Annotated in this window: 16 protein-coding genes; 10 read left to right on the top strand and 6 right to left on the bottom strand. The window is 38.6% G+C overall.

The genetic code is table 11. The features are described from left to right. Positions 1 to 33: 33 nt before the first annotated feature. From menA to ACE1B6_RS27310, 3 genes are read left to right on the top strand one after another with little or no spacing between them, the layout of a single operon-like run. A complete protein-coding gene (gene menA, locus ACE1B6_RS27320) occupies positions 34 to 939 on the top strand; it encodes a 2-carboxy-1,4-naphthoquinone phytyltransferase (RefSeq protein WP_413260454.1) in 906 nt (301 codons plus the stop codon). Next, a complete protein-coding gene (locus ACE1B6_RS27315) occupies positions 939 to 1,886 on the top strand; it encodes an o-succinylbenzoate synthase (protein ID WP_413260453.1) in 948 nt (315 codons plus the stop codon). The genes menA and ACE1B6_RS27315 overlap by 1 nt, the downstream gene beginning before the upstream one ends. Further along, positions 1,856 to 3,283: a 2-succinylbenzoate--CoA ligase gene (locus ACE1B6_RS27310; RefSeq protein WP_413260452.1), complete on the top strand. Its 1,428-nt coding sequence runs from the start codon at positions 1,856 to 1,858 to the stop codon at positions 3,281 to 3,283. The genes ACE1B6_RS27315 and ACE1B6_RS27310 overlap by 31 nt, the downstream gene beginning before the upstream one ends. Here the strand turns inward: ACE1B6_RS27310 and ACE1B6_RS27305 are convergent. From ACE1B6_RS27305 to ACE1B6_RS27295, 3 genes are all read right to left on the bottom strand, one after another. Continuing rightward, a complete protein-coding gene (locus ACE1B6_RS27305; RefSeq protein ID WP_413260614.1) occupies positions 3,249 to 3,659 on the bottom strand; it encodes an acyl-CoA thioesterase in 411 nt (136 codons plus the stop codon). The two genes, ACE1B6_RS27310 and ACE1B6_RS27305, sit on opposite strands and share 35 nt — an antisense overlap. 55 nt (positions 3,660 to 3,714) lie before the next feature. Beyond that, the gene (locus tag ACE1B6_RS27300) at positions 3,715 to 4,209 is read right to left on the bottom strand and encodes a hypothetical protein (RefSeq protein ID WP_413260451.1); all 495 of its coding nucleotides are present in this window, start codon (positions 4,207 to 4,209) and stop codon (positions 3,715 to 3,717) included. Positions 4,210 to 4,535: 326 nt separating this feature from the next. Continuing rightward, on the bottom strand, positions 4,536 to 6,269 hold the full coding sequence (locus ACE1B6_RS27295) for an ABC-ATPase domain-containing protein (protein ID WP_413260450.1): 1,734 nt from the start codon (positions 6,267 to 6,269) through the stop codon (positions 4,536 to 4,538). A gap of 171 nt (positions 6,270 to 6,440) precedes the next feature. Here ACE1B6_RS27295 and ACE1B6_RS27290 point away from each other — a divergent pair, with 171 nt between their 5' ends. Beyond that, a complete protein-coding gene (locus ACE1B6_RS27290) occupies positions 6,441 to 6,878 on the top strand; it encodes a secondary thiamine-phosphate synthase enzyme YjbQ (RefSeq protein WP_413260449.1) in 438 nt (145 codons plus the stop codon). A 118-nt stretch (positions 6,879 to 6,996) separates the two neighbouring features. On the opposite strand, the gene ACE1B6_RS27285 is transcribed toward ACE1B6_RS27290, so the two are convergent. After that, the gene (locus ACE1B6_RS27285; RefSeq protein ID WP_413260448.1) at positions 6,997 to 7,821 is read right to left on the bottom strand and encodes an SDR family oxidoreductase; all 825 of its coding nucleotides are present in this window, start codon (positions 7,819 to 7,821) and stop codon (positions 6,997 to 6,999) included. A 229-nt stretch (positions 7,822 to 8,050) separates the two neighbouring features. Next, positions 8,051 to 8,839 (bottom strand): MBL fold metallo-hydrolase, encoded by a 789-nt coding sequence (locus tag ACE1B6_RS27280; protein ID WP_413260447.1) that lies wholly within the window; start codon positions 8,837 to 8,839, stop codon positions 8,051 to 8,053. 1,099 nt (positions 8,840 to 9,938) lie between these two features. Here ACE1B6_RS27280 and adhE point away from each other — a divergent pair. From adhE to pflA, 3 genes are all read left to right on the top strand, one after another. Beyond that, entirely contained in the window at positions 9,939 to 12,614 is a 2,676-nt protein-coding gene (adhE, locus tag ACE1B6_RS27275) for a bifunctional acetaldehyde-CoA/alcohol dehydrogenase (protein ID WP_413260446.1), read from the top strand. A gap of 431 nt (positions 12,615 to 13,045) precedes the next feature. Next, positions 13,046 to 15,334, top strand: a complete 2,289-nt coding sequence (gene pflB / locus ACE1B6_RS27270; protein ID WP_459563110.1) for a formate C-acetyltransferase — start codon at positions 13,046 to 13,048, stop codon at positions 15,332 to 15,334. A gap of 357 nt (positions 15,335 to 15,691) precedes the next feature. Next, positions 15,692 to 16,462 carry a pyruvate formate-lyase-activating protein gene (gene pflA, locus ACE1B6_RS27265; protein ID WP_413260445.1) on the top strand — a complete coding sequence of 257 codons (771 nt, stop codon included), beginning with the start codon at positions 15,692 to 15,694 and terminating at the stop codon, positions 16,460 to 16,462. Between the two features lie 2 nt (positions 16,463 to 16,464). On the opposite strand, the gene ACE1B6_RS27260 is transcribed toward pflA, so the two are convergent. Beyond that, complete coding sequence (locus ACE1B6_RS27260; protein WP_413260444.1) at positions 16,465 to 17,913, bottom strand: NCS2 family permease; 1,449 nt, start codon at positions 17,911 to 17,913, stop codon at positions 16,465 to 16,467. 163 nt (positions 17,914 to 18,076) lie between these two features. Between ACE1B6_RS27260 and guaD the strand changes: the two genes are divergently transcribed. From guaD to ACE1B6_RS27245, 3 genes are all read left to right on the top strand, one after another. Further along, positions 18,077 to 19,435 (top strand): guanine deaminase, encoded by a 1,359-nt coding sequence (gene guaD, locus ACE1B6_RS27255; protein WP_413260443.1) that lies wholly within the window; start codon positions 18,077 to 18,079, stop codon positions 19,433 to 19,435. Between the two features lie 234 nt (positions 19,436 to 19,669). Continuing rightward, a complete protein-coding gene (locus ACE1B6_RS27250) occupies positions 19,670 to 20,230 on the top strand; it encodes an EF-hand domain-containing protein (protein ID WP_413260442.1) in 561 nt (186 codons plus the stop codon). A 158-nt stretch (positions 20,231 to 20,388) separates the two neighbouring features. Further along, entirely contained in the window at positions 20,389 to 21,372 is a 984-nt protein-coding gene (locus ACE1B6_RS27245) for an XdhC family protein (RefSeq protein ID WP_459563116.1), read from the top strand. Positions 21,373 to 21,717 lie beyond the last annotated feature (345 nt).

Below are 21,717 nucleotides of genomic sequence, written 5' to 3'. Positions count from 1 at the left end.
TTAAACTTGTGAAACCTAAATTGATTTTGTCTGATGACTACCAATTCGATCGAGTTGACAAACAGTAAGTTGTGGTACGCTGCAATTAAACCACCTATGTATAGCGTTGCCATTATCCCGATTTGGGTAGGTACTGCTGTAGCTTTTGGCGAAACCAAAATAATTCATGCCGGAGTATTTGCCACTTTTTTAATATCAGCTATTTTAATTGTGGCCTGGATTAATCTCAGTAATGATGTTTTTGATTCGGAAACAGGCATTGATAAAAATAAAGCTCATTCTCTAGTGAATTTAACAGGTAATAAATTGTTAATTTTTTGGTTAGGGAACGGGTTTTTAGCTTTAGGGATTTTGGGAATATTAGCGATCGCTTGGCTACAACGTGATTTTACTGTAATTGGCCTAGTCATTCTTTGCTGTATTTTGGGTTACACTTATCAAGGGCCACCTTTTCGTTTAGGATACCAAGGTTTAGGGGAAATTATCTGTTTTATTTGTTTTGGCCCTTTAGCAATAGCAGCAGCTTACTACAGCCAAACAAAAACCTTTTCTATCACTAGTATAGCAGTTTCGGTAATTGTGGGAATTACCACTAGTTTGATTTTATTTTGTTCCCATTTTCATCAAGTTGCAGATGATATAGCTGCGGGAAAACAATCGCCAATTGTCAGACTTGGTACTAGTAAAGCTTCGCAATTATTACCTTGGTTTGGTGGTAGCATTTATGCGCTAACTATCATGTTTGTAGGTTGGCAAATTTTTCCAATTTGGACTTTGCTAACTTTCATTAGTTTACCATTTGCGGTGAAACTATTTCGCCATGTTGCTGAATTTCACGATCAACCAGAAAAAGTTAGTAATTGTAAGTTTATTGCAGTTACTACTCATTTTTGGAGTGGTTTGTTGTTAGGTTTAGGGTTTGTAATTCCGGGTTTTTAATGGTTTATCGATTGCAATTTCGTCCCTATCAACGTTCCTTTGTGCGATCGCTCTCTACCAGTCACGGCAACTGGAAAACTAGAGAGGGAATCATCTTAAAATTAATTGATGAAACAGGCGCAATAGGTTGGGGAGAAATTGCCCCCCTTCCCTGGTTTGGTTCAGAAACCTTAACCGCAGCTTTAGATTTTTGTTCCCAACTAGGGAAGGAAATTACCAGAGAAAATATTTTTTCAATTCCCGATCGATTACCCGCTTCTCAATTCGGTTTTCAGTCAGCTTGGTCAGCAATTAAACATCCCCAAAAACTCAATTTAAACCTCAAATTTAGTGGTTTATTACCTACAGGTGAAGCAGCCTTAGACACATGGCAGAATCTTTGGCAACAAGGGTATCGCACCTTTAAATGGAAAATAGGTATTTTACCAATTGCCGCAGAAAGAGACATTTTTCAACAACTAATTCAAGCCTTACCTAAAGAAGCAAAACTGAGATTAGATGCTAATGGTGGACTGAGTTTTAAAACAGCAAACGAATGGCTAGAAACCTGCGATTATTGGCAAATCGAATTTTTAGAACAACCCTTAGCAGTAGGTGAAGAAAAAGCCATGTTAGAGTTAAGTAAAAAATACTCTACACCTCTAGCATTAGATGAATCAGTAGCTACCGTTACTCAATTAAAAACTTGTTATCAGCTAGGTTGGCCGGGAATTTTTGTGATTAAACCTTGTATTGTGGGTTCGCCATTTCTCCTACGTAAATTTTGCCGAGAAAATAACTTAGATGTCGTCTTTTCCTCTGTATTTGAAACTACTATTGGTAGACAAGCTGCGTTAAAATTAGCTAGTGAACTTTCCCCAAAAAATCGCGCTTTAGGTTTTGGCATTAACCACTGGTTTAAGGAAGATGAAAAAACATGGCTAGCATCTCTATGGGAAACCCTTTAGTATATTTAGAGAAAGGTGCTAATGATAATTGGCTAATTGGTTCTGATAGCCGTGAATTTTATTTATTGACTAAACAGTTATATGCAGAACTTACTCAAAATAATAATTTAAAAACACCCCTAAAAATCATCATTGCTGAACGAGAACCAATAAAATTAATCGCCAGTTTTATTGCTGCTACTGCTGCTAATTGTCAGGTTTTTTTATGTAATCCTAATTGGGTAAAGGCTGAATGGGAACAGGTTTTTAATTTAGTGAAACCGGATTTAATTTGGGGGAATTTGCCAGAAATTGACTATAAAAAAACTCAAAAAGACACTAGGGAATTCACCCCTAAGTTTACATCATCTTTAATCATGATTCCCACAGGTGGAACGTCGGGAAAAATCCGGTTTGCTATGCACACTTGGAAAAATTTAATGGCATCAGTTAGAGGATTTCAGCAATATTTTAGTCTAGAACAAGTCAACTCATTTTGTATTTTACCACTTTATCATGTGAGTGGATTAATGCAATTTATGCGTTCTTTTACTACTGGTGGTAAGTTGGTGATTTCTACTTTAAAGTTGCTAGAAAATGGGGAAAGATATGAGATTCAACCCGAAGAATTTTTTATATCTTTGGTTCCTACTCAATTGCAACGCTTACTAGAAAAACCTGATTTAACTACTTGGTTATCTCGATTTCAAACAGCACTTTTAGGCGGCGCACCTGCTTGGTTAGAACTTTTAGAAACTTCTAGAAATTACGGAATTCGCTTAGCCCCTACTTATGGAATGACAGAAACTGCATCTCAAATTGCCACCCTTAAACCGGAAGAATTTTTAGCAGGAAATAATACGATCGGTCAAGTTCTTCCTCACGCCAAAGTAGTCATTAAAGGTGAAAATGGGGAAATATTAGGAACAAATCAAACAGGGACAATTAGTATTAAAGCAGATTCTTTAGCGTTAGGTTATTATCCAGAATTGTTTGCCAATCAAGAAGAGTTTCAACTAGATGATTTAGGATTTATTGATGAGAATAGAGACTTAAAAATTGTTGGACGTAACAGTAATAAAATCATTACTGGCGGGGAAAATGTATTTCCTAATGAAGTAGAAGCGGCAATTCTTTCTACTCAAATGGTTGAGGATATTTGTGTAATTGGTTTACCTGATTCTCAATGGGGTGAAATAGTTACTGCGATTTATGTTCCTAAATCTTCTAATGTTAATATTGGTAATTTGAAAATAGCTATTGAAGATAAGTTGAGTAAGTTTAAGTGTCCTAAAAAATGGATTGCTGTAGAAAGTTTGCCCCGTAGTGTACAGGGAAAGATTAATCGCCAACTTTTACAGCAAAATTATCGGACTGAAGTCCTTACAACGAATCAGTTTTGTGTAACCAATGAATGATTTCTGATGGTAGTTCTTTTCTGGTTCTCGTATTTAGATCGATACAAATATGTTTGGTAATTGCTTTAGATATTATTTCCTTTTCTGGGGTGAGAATTTGATAGTTAATTTCAAATTTTTGGAGGTTTAATTGGTTAGTGGATAGGTTGATTAATATGCGATCGCCACAAAACATCGGTCGCAAAAAATCTACACTAGCATGAACAATGGGAATCGCAAAATCATTGTTTCTAAAAAATAGCTGAAGATTGATGTTAGATACATTTAAGGATTCTTCATAAGCTTCATGGCAAATTGCTAAAACATTGGCAAAGTAAACAACACCAGCTGCATCAGTATCTTGAAAACGAATGGTACGATTGTAAGTAAAAGGCATATTTTCAGAGTCATAGTAGTTAAACATTGGGTGGTAAATTCCACCCAAGTTTGATTTATAGAGAATTTCTAGGACATAAAGTATCCAATAGTAGATCTGGATCGAGAGTTTCGTCTAACTCTCTATTTTTAGTCAAATAAACTATCCTTTTTCCTTTATAAATTAAGATGGGTGGATTGTTGGCATAACTATTATAGGCACTTATTTCAGAGTACAAGCTACCTAAATTTCCTGAACGGTTTCTAATACTTAATATGCCATCTTCACTACCATAAGGGCCAGAAGGATTGCAAATAGAATTATCAGCTGTGGGATCGCTAGAAACTAAACCGATGAAGGTACCACCATTACCCATTAAATAGGCATTACCGTCTAATTGAGGAATTACCTGCAAAACTCTCAGGTTATTTGCTAACAATATTTCTGGAGAATTTTGAGTTTTTACAGTTGGCGTAAAGGAAACAGCTAGAACTTGAATTGACATCAAAGCTAGGCTTTGAACTGCTAATAATGGGGAAGTCAAGCGTACAAAACGGAAGAACTGGATCATAATTATTGAGTAAAAATCACTAATGTTGCTTAATTCAATATTGGCAAGATATTTAGTTGTTAGTAAATATTGTAATTAAACTGTAAGGTTTGGTGTGATATCAAATCAATTGGCTTCAGAATTATATCTTGTAGGGGCGAAGCATTCTGAAAACGATCTTTGGTTCAAACCGAGAAATTATTGCCAGAATGCTTCGCCCCTACTAAACAAAAAACCCCTTGCAAGCTATTGTTTACTTGCGAGGGGTGTCATCAGGGTGCATCTACTGTACTTTATTAAAGCCTGAAGTTGCTCTTGGCTGATTCACACTTTCGGGTGAACTTTGGTTATTTTGGCGAGTTTAAAGCTTTCTCTGATTTTTGGCAGTTTAGCGATCGCAATCGATTAATCGCCGCTGCTAACTCAAATTTACGGAAAAATGCCAAGTCTCCTTGCGGGAAACGAGTCAAAATATCCAATCCTCGCAACTCGATATCTGCCATAATTCGATCGAGAATTTCTGGTAAAGTAGCAGTTTTATTGGCATATTGACGAACTGCATAAACCATCGCTTCTGCGATCGCCCTAGACTGTGCTTTATCCACTATTTGTTCTACCGCGGATAAGTCAATATCTTCGCCGCCAAATACCATTTCATCAACATCTCTAACTTTTAATCTTACTTGTTTCTGGCGATAACTAGGATCGATCGTTTCACGAATGGGAATACGGGGCATAATTTGACCAAACTTTTCTCCGCCTTCAGCTTGTCTTTGATTAGCATATTGATTGGCGATTTCTTTAGCTTTTTCTGTCACATCTTGCGGCTGAAAATTCTGCATGGCAATCACTGTATCTGCGACTTCAAAATAATCACCGCTACCGCCCATTACCAAGATTGAAGACACATTATAGTCAGCGTACAATTGCCGAACTTTATCAATAAATGGGGTGATTGGTTCTTGATTTTTGGCAATTAATGCTTGCATTCTATGGTCGCGAATCATAAAGTTTGTAGCGGCTGTATCTTCATCTATTAGTAATACTTTGCTACCTGCTTCTAAAGCTTCCATAATATTCGCCGCTTGGGAAGTGCTACCACTGGCATTTGTGGTGGAAAAGTTAGTGGTTGAACGGTCTTGCGGCAAGTTACTAATAAACGGTGAAATGTCAACATTAGCAACGGATCTGCCATCTTCTGCCCGAATTTTCACTGCATCAGGATTAGTAATTACAAACTCTCTACCATCATCGGGAATATGATTATAAATTCCTACTTCTATCGCCCTTAATAAGGTAGATTTGCCGTGATATCCACCACCGACAATTAGGGTAACACCTGCGGGAATTCCCATGCCAGTAATTGAACCTTGATTAGGTCGATCGAATGCGACTTTTAAAGATTCTGGGGATTGAAAAGCGATCGCACTCTCCGCCAAAGGTCGATCGTCAACTCCACTACGCCGAGGTAAAATCGCCCCATCAGCAACAAAAGCCACTAAACCTTTATTTGCTAATTCCTGTCTTAACCAATCTGCATCTTCAACAATCTCTACATGACGTTGAATTTTCTTGGCATCTAACCTCGGATATTTGAGTGTTAAATTGACAAGTTGCGGTACTTGATCGCACAGCATTTCGATCGCTTGATAGCCTAAAATTCTCCGTCCTCCAGCAGGTAATCCCACCACAAAACGTACTTCGACAAATTCGCTATTTATGATTACAGAATTACGTTCTAAAACTTCTTGACCGACTGGTAAAATAGAAATTAAACCACTATTTCCTGTACCTCTTTTTTCCTTAAATTTCTGAGTACAAACATCAAAATAGCGAGTTAAATAATCTCGTAAAGCGATTTCTCGGCTTTTAGTTTGGTAAAGTTCTTCTGGAAATTTAGCGACTGTCATTGGAACTTTAACGCGAATGTTGCTGGGGCTAGCAAAAGGATCGCCTTGTACGCGATCGATTATTAAAGTAAAATCAGCAAAATCGTAACTTCCTTGAATATCTTGGAAAGCTTTGTATCCACGTCCATCTAATCTAATTAATTCTTGGCGCAGTCTTTCTTGGTTAGCCATAATCAAAAAACGGAATTCTATAACACTTGTGTAAACATTTTAGTTGTGCGATCGCTTATTACCCATTTTACAAAAATTCCTGACTTCAGCTGACAAATTCACTTTAATTATTAATTTCCGTGACCAAGCACTGCGATAATAACTATGTAGTCACGGTGACATAAATTCTCTATGCCGATTATCCATCAAATAATTGAAGTAGAAACCAGCGAAGGAATTAGCATTTTTAATATTACACCTCAAATTAATGAGTTCCTACAACATACAGGGATAAAAAACGGTCAAGTTTTAGTTTTTTCGCGCCACACAACCACAGCTTTAGCTATTAATGAAAATGAGGAAAGATTGCTGGAAGATGTGAAAGTATATTTAAGAAAGTTAGCACCAGAAACAGATAAGTATTTGCATAACGATCTACACCTAAGAGTTGTACCAGAAGATGAACCAATGAACGCCCATTCTCACTTAATGTCGATGACTTTAAGTACTAGCGAAGTAGTGCCTATTATCGAAGGAAAATTAGCTTTAGGAACTTGGCAATCTGTATTATTTTTTGATTTAGATGGGCCGAGGAAAAGGACTGTTTTTTTGCAAATTAGTGGGGAATGAGATAGCCTCAACGACTAAAGTCGTAGGCTATACAGACAAAACCTGCCTACGCAGGTTTTACAGTCCGCGTAGGCGGACTTTGTTTGTGTAGTTGCGGTTTTAACCGCCAGAACCTTAATTAAAAACTCATCTCTGGATGAATTAATTGATAACCTGCTTGTTTGATTTTTTGATTGGATACTTTAGCATTGTAAGCACGGTTACTCTTTTGGGAAGCATCCCAAGAAACTTTAGGTAAATTATGTGTTTCAAATAAGCGATCGAGCAATTCTCGGCTAGGTAAATAAGCATCATTTACTAAGTTGTAAATACCTGATAATTGATGCTTTCTAGCAAATTCGATCGCACCCACAATATCATCCAAATGAATCCAATTTGTAGTATCCTCGCCAGTACCCGGACGAGTCGTACCAGCCGCCCTCCCAAATATTTTTAGCAGTTCTCTATTAGGCCCAAAAATACCGCCTAATCTGAGAATACAAACCTTAAGATTATCATTCGATGCTGACAGTAAAACTTGTTCAGTTTCCGCTAAAATTTCCCCATTTGTGGTAGTAGGTGAAAGCGGCATTGATTCATCTACCCACTTACCATTTCGATCGCCATAAACCGAGTAACTTCCAGTATAAATAAGTTGCTTGATGCTGGAATTTGCTTGTAAAAGCGGAACTAAATTTTTAGCAGTATGTAGATAAGTTTCTTCATAAGTATTTGCTCCCTTTGCGCCCACACTCAACAAGACAACTTCCTGATTTTCTAGGACTTTCTGCAAACCTTCCGAGTCATTTCCTCGAACTACAAAAACCTTTTGAGAAACAGCTTCTAATTCTTTAACTCGTTCAGGATTAGTTGTAGTTGTAGTCACCGAAAAACCCAAATCTTTTTGCCAAAGACGGGCAACATTATACCCGACATAACCACAACCAACGATCGCAATATTCATCAGTAAATTACCTTTATAAAAATGGGGACTGGGGACTGGGGACTAGGGACTGGGGACTGGGAAAGAATAATCTTTATAACTAAGAAAGTCGAAATTATTGAACTTCTCCTTTTTTTCTCTCCGTGTCCTCTGCGTCTCTGCGGTTCAAAAAATTATATATCTGTACCCTTCAGGAAGACTTTGCCAACATCTGCGTACCCTAAAAAAATTAGAGTACACAGATAATAAATTAAGCTGCAAAACTATTAGTAACTCGACGTTCTAAAGGTACTTCAATTCGATCGCCTGGTTGCGGTTCTAAAACCTTAGTTGCCAAATTATTTTCCGCCAACTTCGCCCGAAACTCTTCTGTAGTTCCCACAGCTTTTAAGAATTTTAGCAGTAACCCATCAAATTCGATATCACCACCTGCTGCTGTGGGTAACATTACTTGTGGTTTAACCATTTGGGCGACTTCCAAAGCACTCTTTGTTCCTTTAATAATTGAACCAACTAAAGGTAAAGCTAGGTCGATTATTGGGGTAATTACTACATCAATTGGCGCAACTTCTTTTAAACTTGGAGAATGGGAACCGTGAGGCTCATAATATACAGTAAAACCACTTTCTAACTCCTTCAATAAGTAGCCATTCTCTACAGTAGTTGGGCCAATGAGAGAACCGGGAACCGCTTTAATTTCTACATTATTATTTAAGTTGAAAATCTCGTCATGAGTTAGGGCGGTTACTTGCTGATAACCCAACTCTTGTACTAGTTTAGCGGCACTGGGAGAACCGACAACGGGAATGTTACGGTTAAGTTGTTTTAAAGTTTCTGGGTGGGCGTGGTCTTCCAAGCCTTGAGAGAGTAGAATTAAGTCAATGTTTTCGGGAATTTGCCGATCGCTTTTCCGCGAACCTTTAAACAACCATTCCTGATTACCAAATACTAACGGCCCCACCAACCAAGGGTCAACTAAAATTTTCTTACCACCAATTTCAATTAACCAAGAATTACTGTCCAGCCAGGTCAGATACATAGTAACTTTTCCGATAACACCTTTTTTTATTTTAGGCTTATATTACGTTATGTTAACTGGGTGCGATCGTCTTAATTCTGGCATCCCTTCAGCCTTTGAGTATAGTCAAAGTGTAAAGCACCACTAAAATACTGTTCAGAATTACCTAACAAAATCACTCAGCAAACAAAGCAACCCCTTACCAGAGAACGGTAAGAGAATACAAGTAAAAAAATTGATTTTGTGTAGTTAGTTGCACTTTAACAGTTCAGTAATCTTCCCATTTAAATTCTGCATTTTTGTAATATTGAAGACTCATTCTTAGGGAGTAGACTTGGCAGCAAGTTTAAATCAAGAGAGATAGAATAAATGCAGCGAGTTAAATAGATAGGAAATGAAAAATAGTTTTCGTAGATATTTTCCCAAACTCAACTGAAAAAGTTCAACTTGCTTTTCCCAAAAGAAGCAACTAACTAATACAATCAACCAGTAATTAACTTACCGCAAGTATCTTTTATTGCTCACAGTGTTTGCCCTCGAAAAAAATGAAATCTGCTAGAATAAATCAAGAAGCAGTAAAGGTTGCAAAAGGTTTAATGATGAATAAAAGTTTAATTGCAACTAGCCAAATACAGAGTCGAATATTAGTAAGATTATTGCATTGGAGATGTTAAAAACTGAAAGTTTTACCCTTCATTCAAGTAGGTAATTGAAATTCTTAAGAAATCAGAAAAATTAGCTGTAACCTTGAGGTGGGAAGATAAAGTATAGTAGGTTCGCTTTTGCCAATTAAGAACCAATTGTCCACAGTAGTTTTATTCACTTTTGTTTCTCAAAAATTCGCTTTGGCTTCATCCTTTTGGGTGAACCAATCAGAGGAAGTTATGAAAACAGGATGAAATGTATTATACAGATATCAACTAAAGAGATTGCATCAAGCACTACAAAAGACACCAGCTAAATTTTAAGGAAATCTTTCAATTAGATGTATAGCCGAATCAAGCAAAAGCAGTAATACTAAAAACTGATTACTTAGTATTTTCTAATCTCAAAGGTTTTCTGCAATACAAAACTCTCAAGATTGAATCAATTAGATTTGAGACATTGCCCAGAGGTAGCCATGAAAGTCACGAATAATGAAGAACTAGAGCAACTTATCCAACGAGTGAAAGCAGCACAAAGAAAATACGCGACTTACACTCAAGCACAAGTTGACACCATATTTAAGAAAGCCGCACTAGCAGCTAATACCGCACGTATCCCCCTAGCAAAAATGACAGTTGTCGAAACGGGAATGGGGGTAGTGGAAGACAAAGTAATCAAGAATCACTTTGCATCGGAGATTATCTACAACAAATACAAAGCTGATAAAACTTGCGGCGTAATTGAAGAAGACAAAGCATTTGGGATTCAAAAAATTGCCGAACCAGTAGGGATTTTGGCGGGTATTGTTCCCACAACTAACCCAACTTCTACCGCAATTTTCAAAGCTTTAATTGCCTTAAAAACCCGTAATGCGATTATCTTTTCTCCTCACCCAAGAGCGAAAAATTGCACGATCGAAGCAGCAAGAATCGTGCTTGATGCAGCAGTTGCAGCAGGTGCACCGGAAGATATTATTGGCTGGATTGATGAACCTACCGTGCCACTTTCTCAAGCGTTAATGCAGCATCCTGACATTAACTTAATTTTAGCTACAGGTGGCCCCGGAATGGTACGGGCGGCCTATTCTTCAGGGCACCCATCGTTAGGAGTTGGTGCCGGAAATACCCCCGCATTAATCGATTCTTCTGCTCATTTAAAAATGGCAGTTTCTTCGATTATTCTGAGTAAGACTTTCGATAATGGCATGATCTGCGCCAGCGAACAATCAGTAATTGTTGTAGATGATGTTTATGACGAAGTGCGTCAAGAATTTATCGATCGCGGTGCATATTTCCTAACTCCAGAAGAACGGGAAAAATTTGCCAAATTAATCATCGTCAACGGAAGATTAAACGCGGATATTGTCGGACAACCTGTTAGCAGATTAGCAGAATTAGCCGGAGTTAAATTACCCGAAGATACCAGAGTAATCATTGGTGAAGTTGAGAAAATCGGTACAGATGAACCTTTTGCTTTTGAAAAGTTATCGCCAATTTTGGCAATGTATCGAGCCAAAGACTATGAAGATGCGGTAGAAAAAGCCGAACAATTGGTATTATTTGGAGGCAGAGGACATACCGCAGTTCTGTATACTTCACCTTCCAATGTTGAACATATCAAATGGTTTGAAGACAAAGTACAAACTGCCCGTGTTTTGATTAACACACCATCTTCGCAAGGTGCGATCGGAGACTTGTATAACTTCCGTCTCGATCCATCATTAACATTAGGTTGCGGAACTTGGGGCGGTAACTCAATTAGTGAAAACGTAGAACCAAAACATCTGCTAAACATCAAAACTGTTGCGGAAAGACGGGAAAATATGTTGTGGTTCCGCGTTCCACCAAAAGTTTACTTTAAGTATGGTGCATTGCCAGTAGCAATTAGAGAATTAGCCGGAAAACGCCGCGCATTTATTGTTACCGACAAACCATTGTATGACTTGGGAGTTACCAATTCTTTAGAAGAAACATTGGATGAAATCGGCTTAAAATATGATGTTTTTTATGATGTCGAACCCGATCCTTCTTTAGAAACAGTGCAACGTGGTTTAGCACTGATGAATACCTTCCAACCTGATGTAATTATTGCGATCGGTGGTGGTTCACCGATGGATGCTGCCAAAATTATGTGGTTGTTGTACGAACATCCAGAAATCGAATTTGACGGTTTGGCAATGCGGTTTATGGATATCCGCAAACGGGTTTATGAGTTGCCACCTTTAGGCGATAAAGCAATAATGATTGCGATTCCTACCACATCAGGAACGGGTTCAGAAGTAACACCATTTGCAGTTGTTACCGATCGCCGCACCAACATCAAGTATCCTTTGGCAGATTATGCTTTAACACCAACAATGGCAATTGTTGACCCCGAATTGGTGTTAAATATGCCCAAGAAACTAACAGCTTACGGTGGAATTGATGCGTTAACGCACGCTTTAGAAGCTTACGTTTCCGTGTTAGCTTCGGAATACACCAACAGCATGGCATTAGAAGCAATTCGGTTAATCTTTAAGTATTTACCAAGTGCTTACAAAAATGGGGCAAACGATCCAAAAGCGCGGGAAAAAATGCACTATGCTTCGACGATCGCAGGCATGGCATTTGCTAACAGCTTCCTGGGAATTTGTCACTCAATGGCTCACCAATTAGGAGGAGTCTTCCACGTTCCTCACGGTTTAGCTAATGCTTTGATGATTTCTCATGTTATCAAGTACAACTCAACCGATTCACCATTCAAACAAGCTACTTTCTCGCAGTACAAATATCCTAATGCGAAATGGCGTTATGCTCGGATTGCTAGTTATTTAGGATTACCTGGAGAAACGGAAGAAGAGAAAGTTAACAGTTTGATTGCAGCAGTGGAAGACTTGAAACGTCAGTTAGATATTCCAGTAGCGATCAAAGAAGTAATTATGGAAGGCAAAGCGGAATTTTACGCTAAGTTAGAACATTTGGCAGATCAAGCTTTTGACGATCAATGTACAGGTGCTAACCCTCGTTATCCGTTAATTACTGATTTGAAACAACTGTTGGAAGATGCTTATGAAGGTGCGCCAGTGGTTGATGAAAGTCTGTTTTCAACTAATGGAAATGGTCATGTAATTGGTGTAGCGGATGTGAAGCCAGATCCGCAACCTGTGTTCTAGTGATTAGCGTTGACTGACAGGCAAGATGCCTGTCCTACGCTAGGGGATGGGGGATTGGGAAGTGTAGATTGATAAAAGTTTCTCTTCCCTTTACCCTTGTCCGATGAGAATCAATGTATTAGCCTGAGCTTTTTTTATTGAACCGCGTTCGCGTAGCGTGTGCGTAGCACGTAAGACGCGAAGAGCGCGAAGGAAGAGAAGAAGAGAAGAAAGAAATATCTGTGTTCATCTGTGTTTATCTGTGGACATCTGTGGTAAAAATCAAAGTTCCTGCACCCCACAATTAACCTACATATACATCTGCGTACCCTACGGGAAGGCTACGCCTACATCTGCGTTCATCTGCGGTTAAAAACTAACTCTTCCGATCGCAATTAATCCCACTTCATCAAACAAGTTACGTACTCCTGTCTTAGCGACAGAATTTTACAATGGTTGCAATTCCAGTAAAAGAAAACATTTCACTTACAGACACTCAAAACAGCAAAGAAATTCGTGAAGAATGGCAAGGTTTTACTTCTGGTAAATGGACTGAAGAAGTAAACGTTAGAGATTTTATCCAAAAGAATTACACGGTTTATACTGGAGATGCTTCCTTTTTAACTAATGCGACTGAACGCACAACAAATTTATGGGCGAAAGTTTGCGATTTAATGAAACAGGAAAGGGAAAAAGGTATTTTAGATGTTGATACCAAAGTTCCTACCAGTATTACCGCTCATGCGCCCGGTTATCTCGACAAAGATTTAGAACAAATTGTTGGTTTCCAAACTGATAAACCGCTGAAAAGGGCGATCGTGCCTTTTGGTGGAATTCGAGTTGTGAAAAAGTCTTTGGAAGCTTACGGATATGAACTAGATGAAGGTACTTTTGAGACTTTCACGAAGTATCGGAAAACTCACAATGATGGCGTTTTTGATGCTTATACTCGCGAAATGCGGTTAGCGCGACACTCTGGTATTATTACAGGTTTGCCTGATGCTTATGGTCGGGGACGGATTATTGGTGATTACCGTCGAGTAGCATTGTATGGTGTCGATCGCCTAATCACCGACAAACAAGAACAATTGAATTCGTTAGAATTTGATGCGATTGTAGAAACAGTAATTCAACAAAGAGAAGAGATTAGCGAACAAATTCGATCGCTAAAAGAACTTAAAGAAATGGCAGCTAACTACGGTTTTGATATTAGCCGTCCTGCTGCCAATGCCAAAGAAGCTGTACAGTGGACTTACTTTGCTTATTTAGGTGCAATTAAAGAACAAAATGGCGCAGCGATGTCATTAGGAAGAGTTTCGACTTTCCTCGATGTTTACATTCAACGCGACTTAGGAAAAGGCACTTTAGCCGAAGTAGAAGCCCAAGAATTAATCGACCATTTTGTAATGAAATTGCGGATGGTGCGTTTCTTACGCGATCCTGCTTATAATCAGCTGTTTTCTGGCGATCCAGTTTGGGTGACAGAAGTAATAGGTGGTATGAGTGAAGATGGTCGTTCTTTAGTTACGAAAAACAGCTTCCGCTTCTTACATACACTTTACAATTTAGGCCCTGCACCGGAACCAAACTTAACAGTTTTGTGGTCAGTTCGTTTACCGGAAAACTTTAAGAAATACTGCGCTCAAGTGTCGATCGATACGAGTTCGATCCAATACGAAAATGACGATTTGATGCGGACAAATTACGGCGATGACTACGGTATTGCTTGCTGCGTTTCCGCAATGCGAATTGGCAAACAAATGCAATTCTTTGGGGCGAGAGTTAACTTAGCCAAATGCTTACTTTACGCAATTAATGGCGGAAAAGATGAAAAAGCTGGCGAGCAAGTTGGCCCTGCTTTAGCACCAATTACCTCAGAATATTTAGACTATAACGAGGTAATGGCGAAGTTTGATTTGATGACAGATTGGTTAGCGAAAGCTTACATCAATACCTTAAATGTCATCCATTATATGCACGATAAATATTGCTATGAAAGGCTAGAATTTGCCTTGCACGATCGCGATATTTTGCGGACAATGGCTTGTGGTATTGCTGGGTTATCGGTCGTCGCTGATGCTTTTTCTGCTATTAAATATAGTAGGGTCAAAGTAATTCGCAACGAAACAGGTTTAGCAGTAGATTATGAAGTAGAGGGAGACTATCCCAAATACGGCAATAATGACGATCGCGTTGATAGTATTGCTGTCAACTTGGTGAAGAATTTCATGAACAAAATCCGCAAACAAAAGACTTACAGAAATGCGGTTCCAACTCAATCAATTCTCACCATTACTTCTAACGTAGTTTACGGCAAAAAGACCGGAAGTACACCCGACGGAAGGAAAGCTGGCGAACCTTTTGCACCAGGCGCAAACCCCATGCACGGAAGAGATACAAAAGGCGCGATCGCCTCATTAGCTTCGGTTGCTAAACTACCTTACGAACACGCCCAAGATGGAATTTCTTATACTTTCTCGATCGTACCTCAAGCATTAGGAAAAACCGAAGAAGCAAAAACTATTAACTTAGTTGGAATGTTAGATGGTTACTTCCATGATGGCGGTCATCACGTTAATATTAACGTTTTCGATCGGGAAACTTTGCTTGATGCAATGGAACATCCAGAAGCATATCCGCAATTAACAATTCGAGTTTCTGGTTATGCAGTGAACTTTATTAAGTTAACTCGCGAACAACAGTTGGATGTGATTAGTCGGACTTTCCATGAGCACGTTTAATTGATAATAAGGTGGGAATTTCTCACCTTATTAATTATTTAACCGCAGATGAACGCAGATGGTACATATAGGTTGACTGTGGGATGCAAAGACTTTGATTTTGAACCACAGATATCCACAGATGGACACAGATGAACACAGATGAAGATATAAGTTTACTGTGGGTAAATACTATTTTATCTGTCTCTATCTTCTCTCTTCCTTCTTCCTCTGCGTCCTCTGCGTCTCTGTGGTTCAAAAAATAAAAAATCTCTTCATCCTACAGTACACCCACATCTGCGTTTATCTGCGTTCATCTGCGGTTTAAAACTCTTCTCTCTTCCTTCGCGCCCTTCGCGTCTTCGCGGTTCAAAAAAAATGATCTCAACTCACCACCCACCACTCCCCAACCTCCACTCCACCCAAAAAGGTCGCATTCACTCAATAGAAACCTGCGGCACAGTTGACGGCCCCGGCATCAGATTTGTTATCTTTACCCAAGGATGTTTATTACGTTGCCAATATTGCCACAACCCCGACACTCGCAACCCTTGCGGAGGTCAAGAAATCACCGTCGATGAAATAATCTCCGAAATCCAAAAATATCGTTCTTACATGAACTTTTCCGGCGGCGGAGTTACCATCAGTGGCGGTGAACCATTACTACAACCAGAATTTGTTCGGGAAATCTTTCGCCGATGTAAAGAGTTAGAAATTCGCACCGCCTTAGATACTTCTGGTTTTCCCGATTTTAACGCCTCAATTCCCGTTTTAGATTACGTCGATTTAGTATTACTAGATATCAAATCTTTTAACCCACAAATCTATCACGAAGTTACTAAGGTTTCCATTGAACCAACCCTAAAATTTGCGCGACATCTCAACGAAATTAACAAACCTACTTGGATTCGTTTTGTATTAGTTCCTAACCTCACTGATGATGTGGAAAACGTCGAAGGTTTAGCCAAATTCGTCTCTACTTTAAAATGTGTGGAAAAAGTCGAAATCCTACCATTTCATAAAATGGGCGAGTACAAATGGGAACAAATGGGTTATGAATATCAGCTAAAAAATACTGAATCACCGACCCCAAAACAAGTAGAATCGGTGATGAATACCTTTCGGAAATATGGATTAAAAGTGCAGTAAAATCAACCGAATTTGCTAGACATAAACGCAAATCTGGCGACGAATACGGCAGCTAAAATCCAAGTGGCGATCGACACTTCCCGCACTTTCCCTTGGAAGGTTTTAATTAGTGGATAACTGATAAAACCTGCTGCTAGACCAGTGGCGATCGAATAAGTTAAAGGAATCAAAAAGATTGTCAAAAATGCCGGAATTGATTCTGCTGGATCTCCCCAACGAATAGTACTAATCGCAGACATCATTAACACCCCGGTAATTACTAACGCAGGTGTGGTAGCGTAAGGCGGAATTGCTTTAAAAATCGGGATGAAAATCATTGAAGCAATCAACAACAAGGACACAATTAAAGCAGTAAAACCTGTACGTCCTCCTACTTCGACACCAGCAGCAGATTCGGCAAATGTCGTAACAGTAGAAGTCCCCACAATTGCCCCTGCTGTTGTGCCAACTGCATCAGCAAGCAAAGCTTCATCTACTCGATCCATTTCGCCTCTTTCATTAACATAACCTGCCCGCAATCCTACACCCGCAAGAGTGCCAACTGTATCAAACAAATCCACGAATAAAAACACTAGCAAAACTGCTATAAAATCCAGAAAATTGTTCGCATTCAATTGACTAATTCCGCTGAATGCTTGCCCAAATAAATCTTTAGGAAATGTGGGGATTTCGACAATTCCTTGGGGCCAAGGAGTAACACCTAAAATCCACCCCAATAATGCCGTTGCTAAAATTGCCCAAAGTAACGCACCTTTAATTCGTCGCGCAATAAAAGCAGCGGCAATAAAAATACCGAGAACTGCCATTAAAGTTGCTGGTTCTTTTAAGTTACCAAAACCTGTTTTAGTAGCTTGATTAGCTACAATTATTCCTGCGCCGCCCACTTTTGGATCGCCTGATAATCCAATGTAAGCAATAAATAAACCAATCCCTACCGATGTGGCAGATTTCATTACTAAGGGAATGGCGTTAACAATTTGCCGTCGCACGCTAGTAAGAGTTAAAGCAATAAAAATTAGCCCTTCACCTAATATTGCTGACAACGCTAATCGCCAGTCAATTTTTAAGGTTAAAACTACAGAATAGGCAAAGAAAGCATTCAATCCCATCCCTGGTGCCATTGCAAATGGATAGTTGGCGTATAATGCCATTATTAAAGTACCAATTGCGGCAGAAATAGCGGTGGCAACAACTAATTCTGCAAATAAATCTCTCGGTTGACTGAGAAAAATTGCATCGGAAAGAATTAATGGGTTAACCACTAAAATATATGCCATTGTCATGAATGTGGTTAGCCCTGCTAATATTTCCGTGCGAAAGTTAGTATGGTACTTTCTAAATTGGAAAAATTTGGCGATCGCACCTTGCCATCCACTTAATTCTGCTTCCTCTGGCGGTTCTGTGTGCCTAGTTAATTCTATTTCTCTCAAATCATCCTTATTTTTGCTCATTTCAACTACCTGAAACTTCTCCCGAAAAAATTGAGATTACAAATTTTTAATCCTACTTCTTTGTTTGACTGAAAATTGTTACTTTAAACACACTCCTTCATCAGTGGTATATTGTAAATTATCCAATCCCTTGCCAAATAATTATTGTTAACTGAATCACAATATGTCTACTATTTCCACACAAACGCAACCTTATAGTATATCCCTGAAAGCCATTAGAGGAGCTTTTCTTGATTTTATCGAAGATCCCTTTTTTGTCACCGATGAATTAAAAAGCGCCCGCTATATTCCTGATGGTTTACTGATTTTGGAAAATGGTTACATTAAAGAATTGGGCGAATATCAACAACTAAAAGATAAATATGCAATCGTGCCAATAACTGCTTATTCCAACTGCTTAATCATGCCAGGATTTATTGATACTCACATTCATTTTCCCCAAACGGAAATGATTGCTGCTTACGGCGAACAACTTTTAGAATGGTTAAATAAATATACTTTTCCTGTAGAAGGAAAGTTTAAAGATCGAGATTATGCTCAAAAAATTGCCTCTTTCTTTTTAGATGAATTAATTAAAAATGGTACAACTACAGCTTTAGTTTTTGCTGCGGTTTTTCCCCAATCAGTTGAGGCTTTTTTTACTGAAGCAAGTCGCCGCAATTTGCGGATGATTTCGGGTAAAGTAATGATGGATCGCAATGCGCCAGGTTTTTTGCGGGATACTGCTGAAAGTTCTTATGAAGACAGTAAAAAACTCATTCAAAAATGGCATAAAAACGGTAGACTACTTTATGCTGTTACTCCTCGCTTTGCAGTTACTTCAACAGAGGAACAACTGCAAGTAGCAGGAAAATTATTAGAGGAATTTCCTGATGTTTATTTACACACGCACTTATCAGAAAATGCGAAAGAAGTTGAGTTAGTTGCTCAGCTTTTTCCGAAAAGTAAAGGTTATTTAGATGTTTACGATCGAGCCGGATTAGTCAAAGAAAAATCAATTTTTGCTCACGGAGTCCAATTGCGAGATGATGAATTTAAAAGATTGTCTGAAGCTAAATCAGCTATTGCCTTTTGTCCTACTTCTAACCTATTCTTAGGTAGCGGTTTGTTTAAACTTTTTCAAGCCAAATCTAAAGAAAACCCGGTAAAAGTTGGATTAGGTACAGATGTCGGAGGTGGAACGAGTTTTTCTCTGTTACAAACTGCAAATGAGGCTTATAAAATAGTGCAGTTACAAGAGAAAAAACTTTCATCTTTTAAAGCCTTATTTTTAGCAACTTTGGGCGGTGCTAAAGCACTATGTTTAGAAGATAAAATCGGTAATTTTGATGTCGGAAAAGAAGCAGATTTTATCGTTTTAGATTTACAAGCAACTCCTTTAATGGCATTACGTAATTCCCAAACTCCACCCGCTAAAACTAAAGCGGAAATTGCCGAAAAAGCATTTGCGATGATGATGCTTGGTGATGAAAGAACGATTCAGGCAACTTATATTGCTGGCGAATTAGCATATACCCATTAAATAAAGCTAAACAATGCTGATAAAGATGGCTTTGTCTGCTTTTTCTCTGGCAATTTATACGATTTATTTATAGGACTAGTAAAGTTACTTAGAAAAAATATATATATTTGATAAATTATGTTAAGTTATGTTTTAATTCATTATTGGACTTTGAGGCACAAAAATGCTTGTGAGTATTCTCATGCCTTAAAGCTTTTCAACTAAGGATATTCCAGGCGAAAAAAAGCTAATTATATGATGCGTAAAGTTTCTTTTGTCGGTACGGCATTGTTTGGTTTGGTTGTTTCTGCTACTTTATTGTCCAGCTGTGGTCAGAAAACCGAAACCCCTCCAGTAGCAGTTTCTCCCACTCCCGCTGCTGCTTCTCCTGTAGCAGATGCTTCGGCTAATACTGCCACTGCCACTCCCGCTGCCGAGTCCACTGCTAGCAACGCTACATCTACCGTAGCAGCTACCCCTTCTACTTCATCTGCTGATACTACAACTGCTAGCACTGAGACTCCTGCTAATACTACAACTGCTAGCACAGAAAACCCTGCTGCGTCTACTGATACTACAACTGCTTCTAGCACTCCCGAAACTGGTGCATCTCAGTTTATTTCCGCCGCTGCTTTTGAAGAAATTGACGCTAATAAAGCAGGTAAAATTAGTTCTGAAGAGTTTGTCACTTACTACTCGGAAAAAGCTGTTTCTGCTAACAAACTCAACAAGGAAGATGCTGAGAAAAAGTTCAAGCAACTCGACAAAAATAGCGATGGTAGTTTGACTAAGGCAGAAGCTACTGGTCAAATGTAATTCATTTAGGACATTTTTTTAAGCTTATTTTTAATTGGACTTTGGAGATGTTTTCCGAAGTCCAATTTTTAGTTTGTTGTTGGCGCTTTAGCGCAATTCCTACTGAAGTGGGAACAACGGACTTTTTGGAAGTAGTTTTATGGGAAAGTTTTTTGTCAATGAGTTTTGAGTGCTATCAGCAATTAGCACAAGTGCTAATAAAAGGTTCAGCAGTTTTAGCGACTGTGACTAATATTAAAGGTTCGGTTCCTAGAGAGGTAGGAGCAAAAATGATTATTGGCGCTGATGGTGCAATTATTAATACTATTGGCGGAGGTGCGGGAGAGGCTAAGGTGATTCGTCAGGCGATGCAGGTGTTAGAAACTGGCGAAAAACAATTTGTAGAAATTGATTTATCTGGTGCGCCGCAACGGGAAACTCAAGGTGTTTGTGGGGGGAGGATGCAAGTTTGGTTGGAACGTTGGTCTGGGGAAAGTGCGATCGCACTCTCCCAAAACATCCTACAATTACTTAAAGCTGGTCAATCCGTGACTTTAATTACTCCTTTCACTCCTGACAAACAACCATATTTATTAGATAACTCTTCGCCAATTCCTGAATTAGAAAATGCCTTTATTGAACAAATTAACCCACCACCGACTTTACTAATTATAGGTGCAGGTCATGTGGGGGAACAATTAGCAAAATTTGCTCATTTGATTGGTTTTGAAATTGCGATTCAAGATGACAGAACGGAATTTGCTAATGCAGAAAAATTTCCCCAAGCTAATTTAATTTTAACCCAGCCAATTACTGAAATTATCGATAATTTTGTCGCATTTTCTCAGTTATACGTAGCTTTGGTGACGCGAGGATATATTTATGATTTGGAAGCTTTGCAAATTCTGTTAAATCGTGCGATTCCCTGCCAATATATCGGCATGATTGGCAGTGAAAAGCGAGTAAAACTAGTTTATCAAAAGTTGCAGGAAGCGGGAATATCTCCTGAGTTACTAAAAAATATTTACGCGCCAATAGGTTTAGAAATTGGTGCTTTAACGCCGGAAGAAATTGCTGTTAGTATTTGTGCAGAATTAATTTTAGTGCGTCGCGGCGGTACAGCTAAATCAATGTCTGAAGGAATTAGGAAATTGTTAGCTTGATAATTAAACCTTTTGCGAAAGTAGAAAATTTCTCTATACATCTGTGTTCATCTGTGGTAAAAATTCTAGATTTCAGGCTTTTACCAGAAACTTAAATTTTAAATAAAATTGCAGCTTTTAAACTCCTTTATACTATTGTAAATTTAAAAAACGTAATTTATTCCCTAAAAGTACAATTAGATTGTTTGTAAATAAGCTAAATATTCATTACGTTTATGTTTTTGATCGCCACGAAGTTTGTCAGTTTGGCGGATATGTTGGCTGGATACATACTTCAGTATTGCAAGAAGAACTGGAGTTTATTCAAATGACTTTTTGTTGAGCGATTTAATGGGATTACAGCTG

This window comes from Floridaenema fluviatile BLCC-F154 (genome assembly GCF_041929135.1).
In the GTDB taxonomy this organism is placed as follows: Bacteria; Cyanobacteriota; Cyanobacteriia; order Cyanobacteriales; family Aerosakkonemataceae; genus Floridanema; species Floridanema fluviatile.
This window is presented reverse-complemented; position numbering and strand designations above follow the sequence as displayed.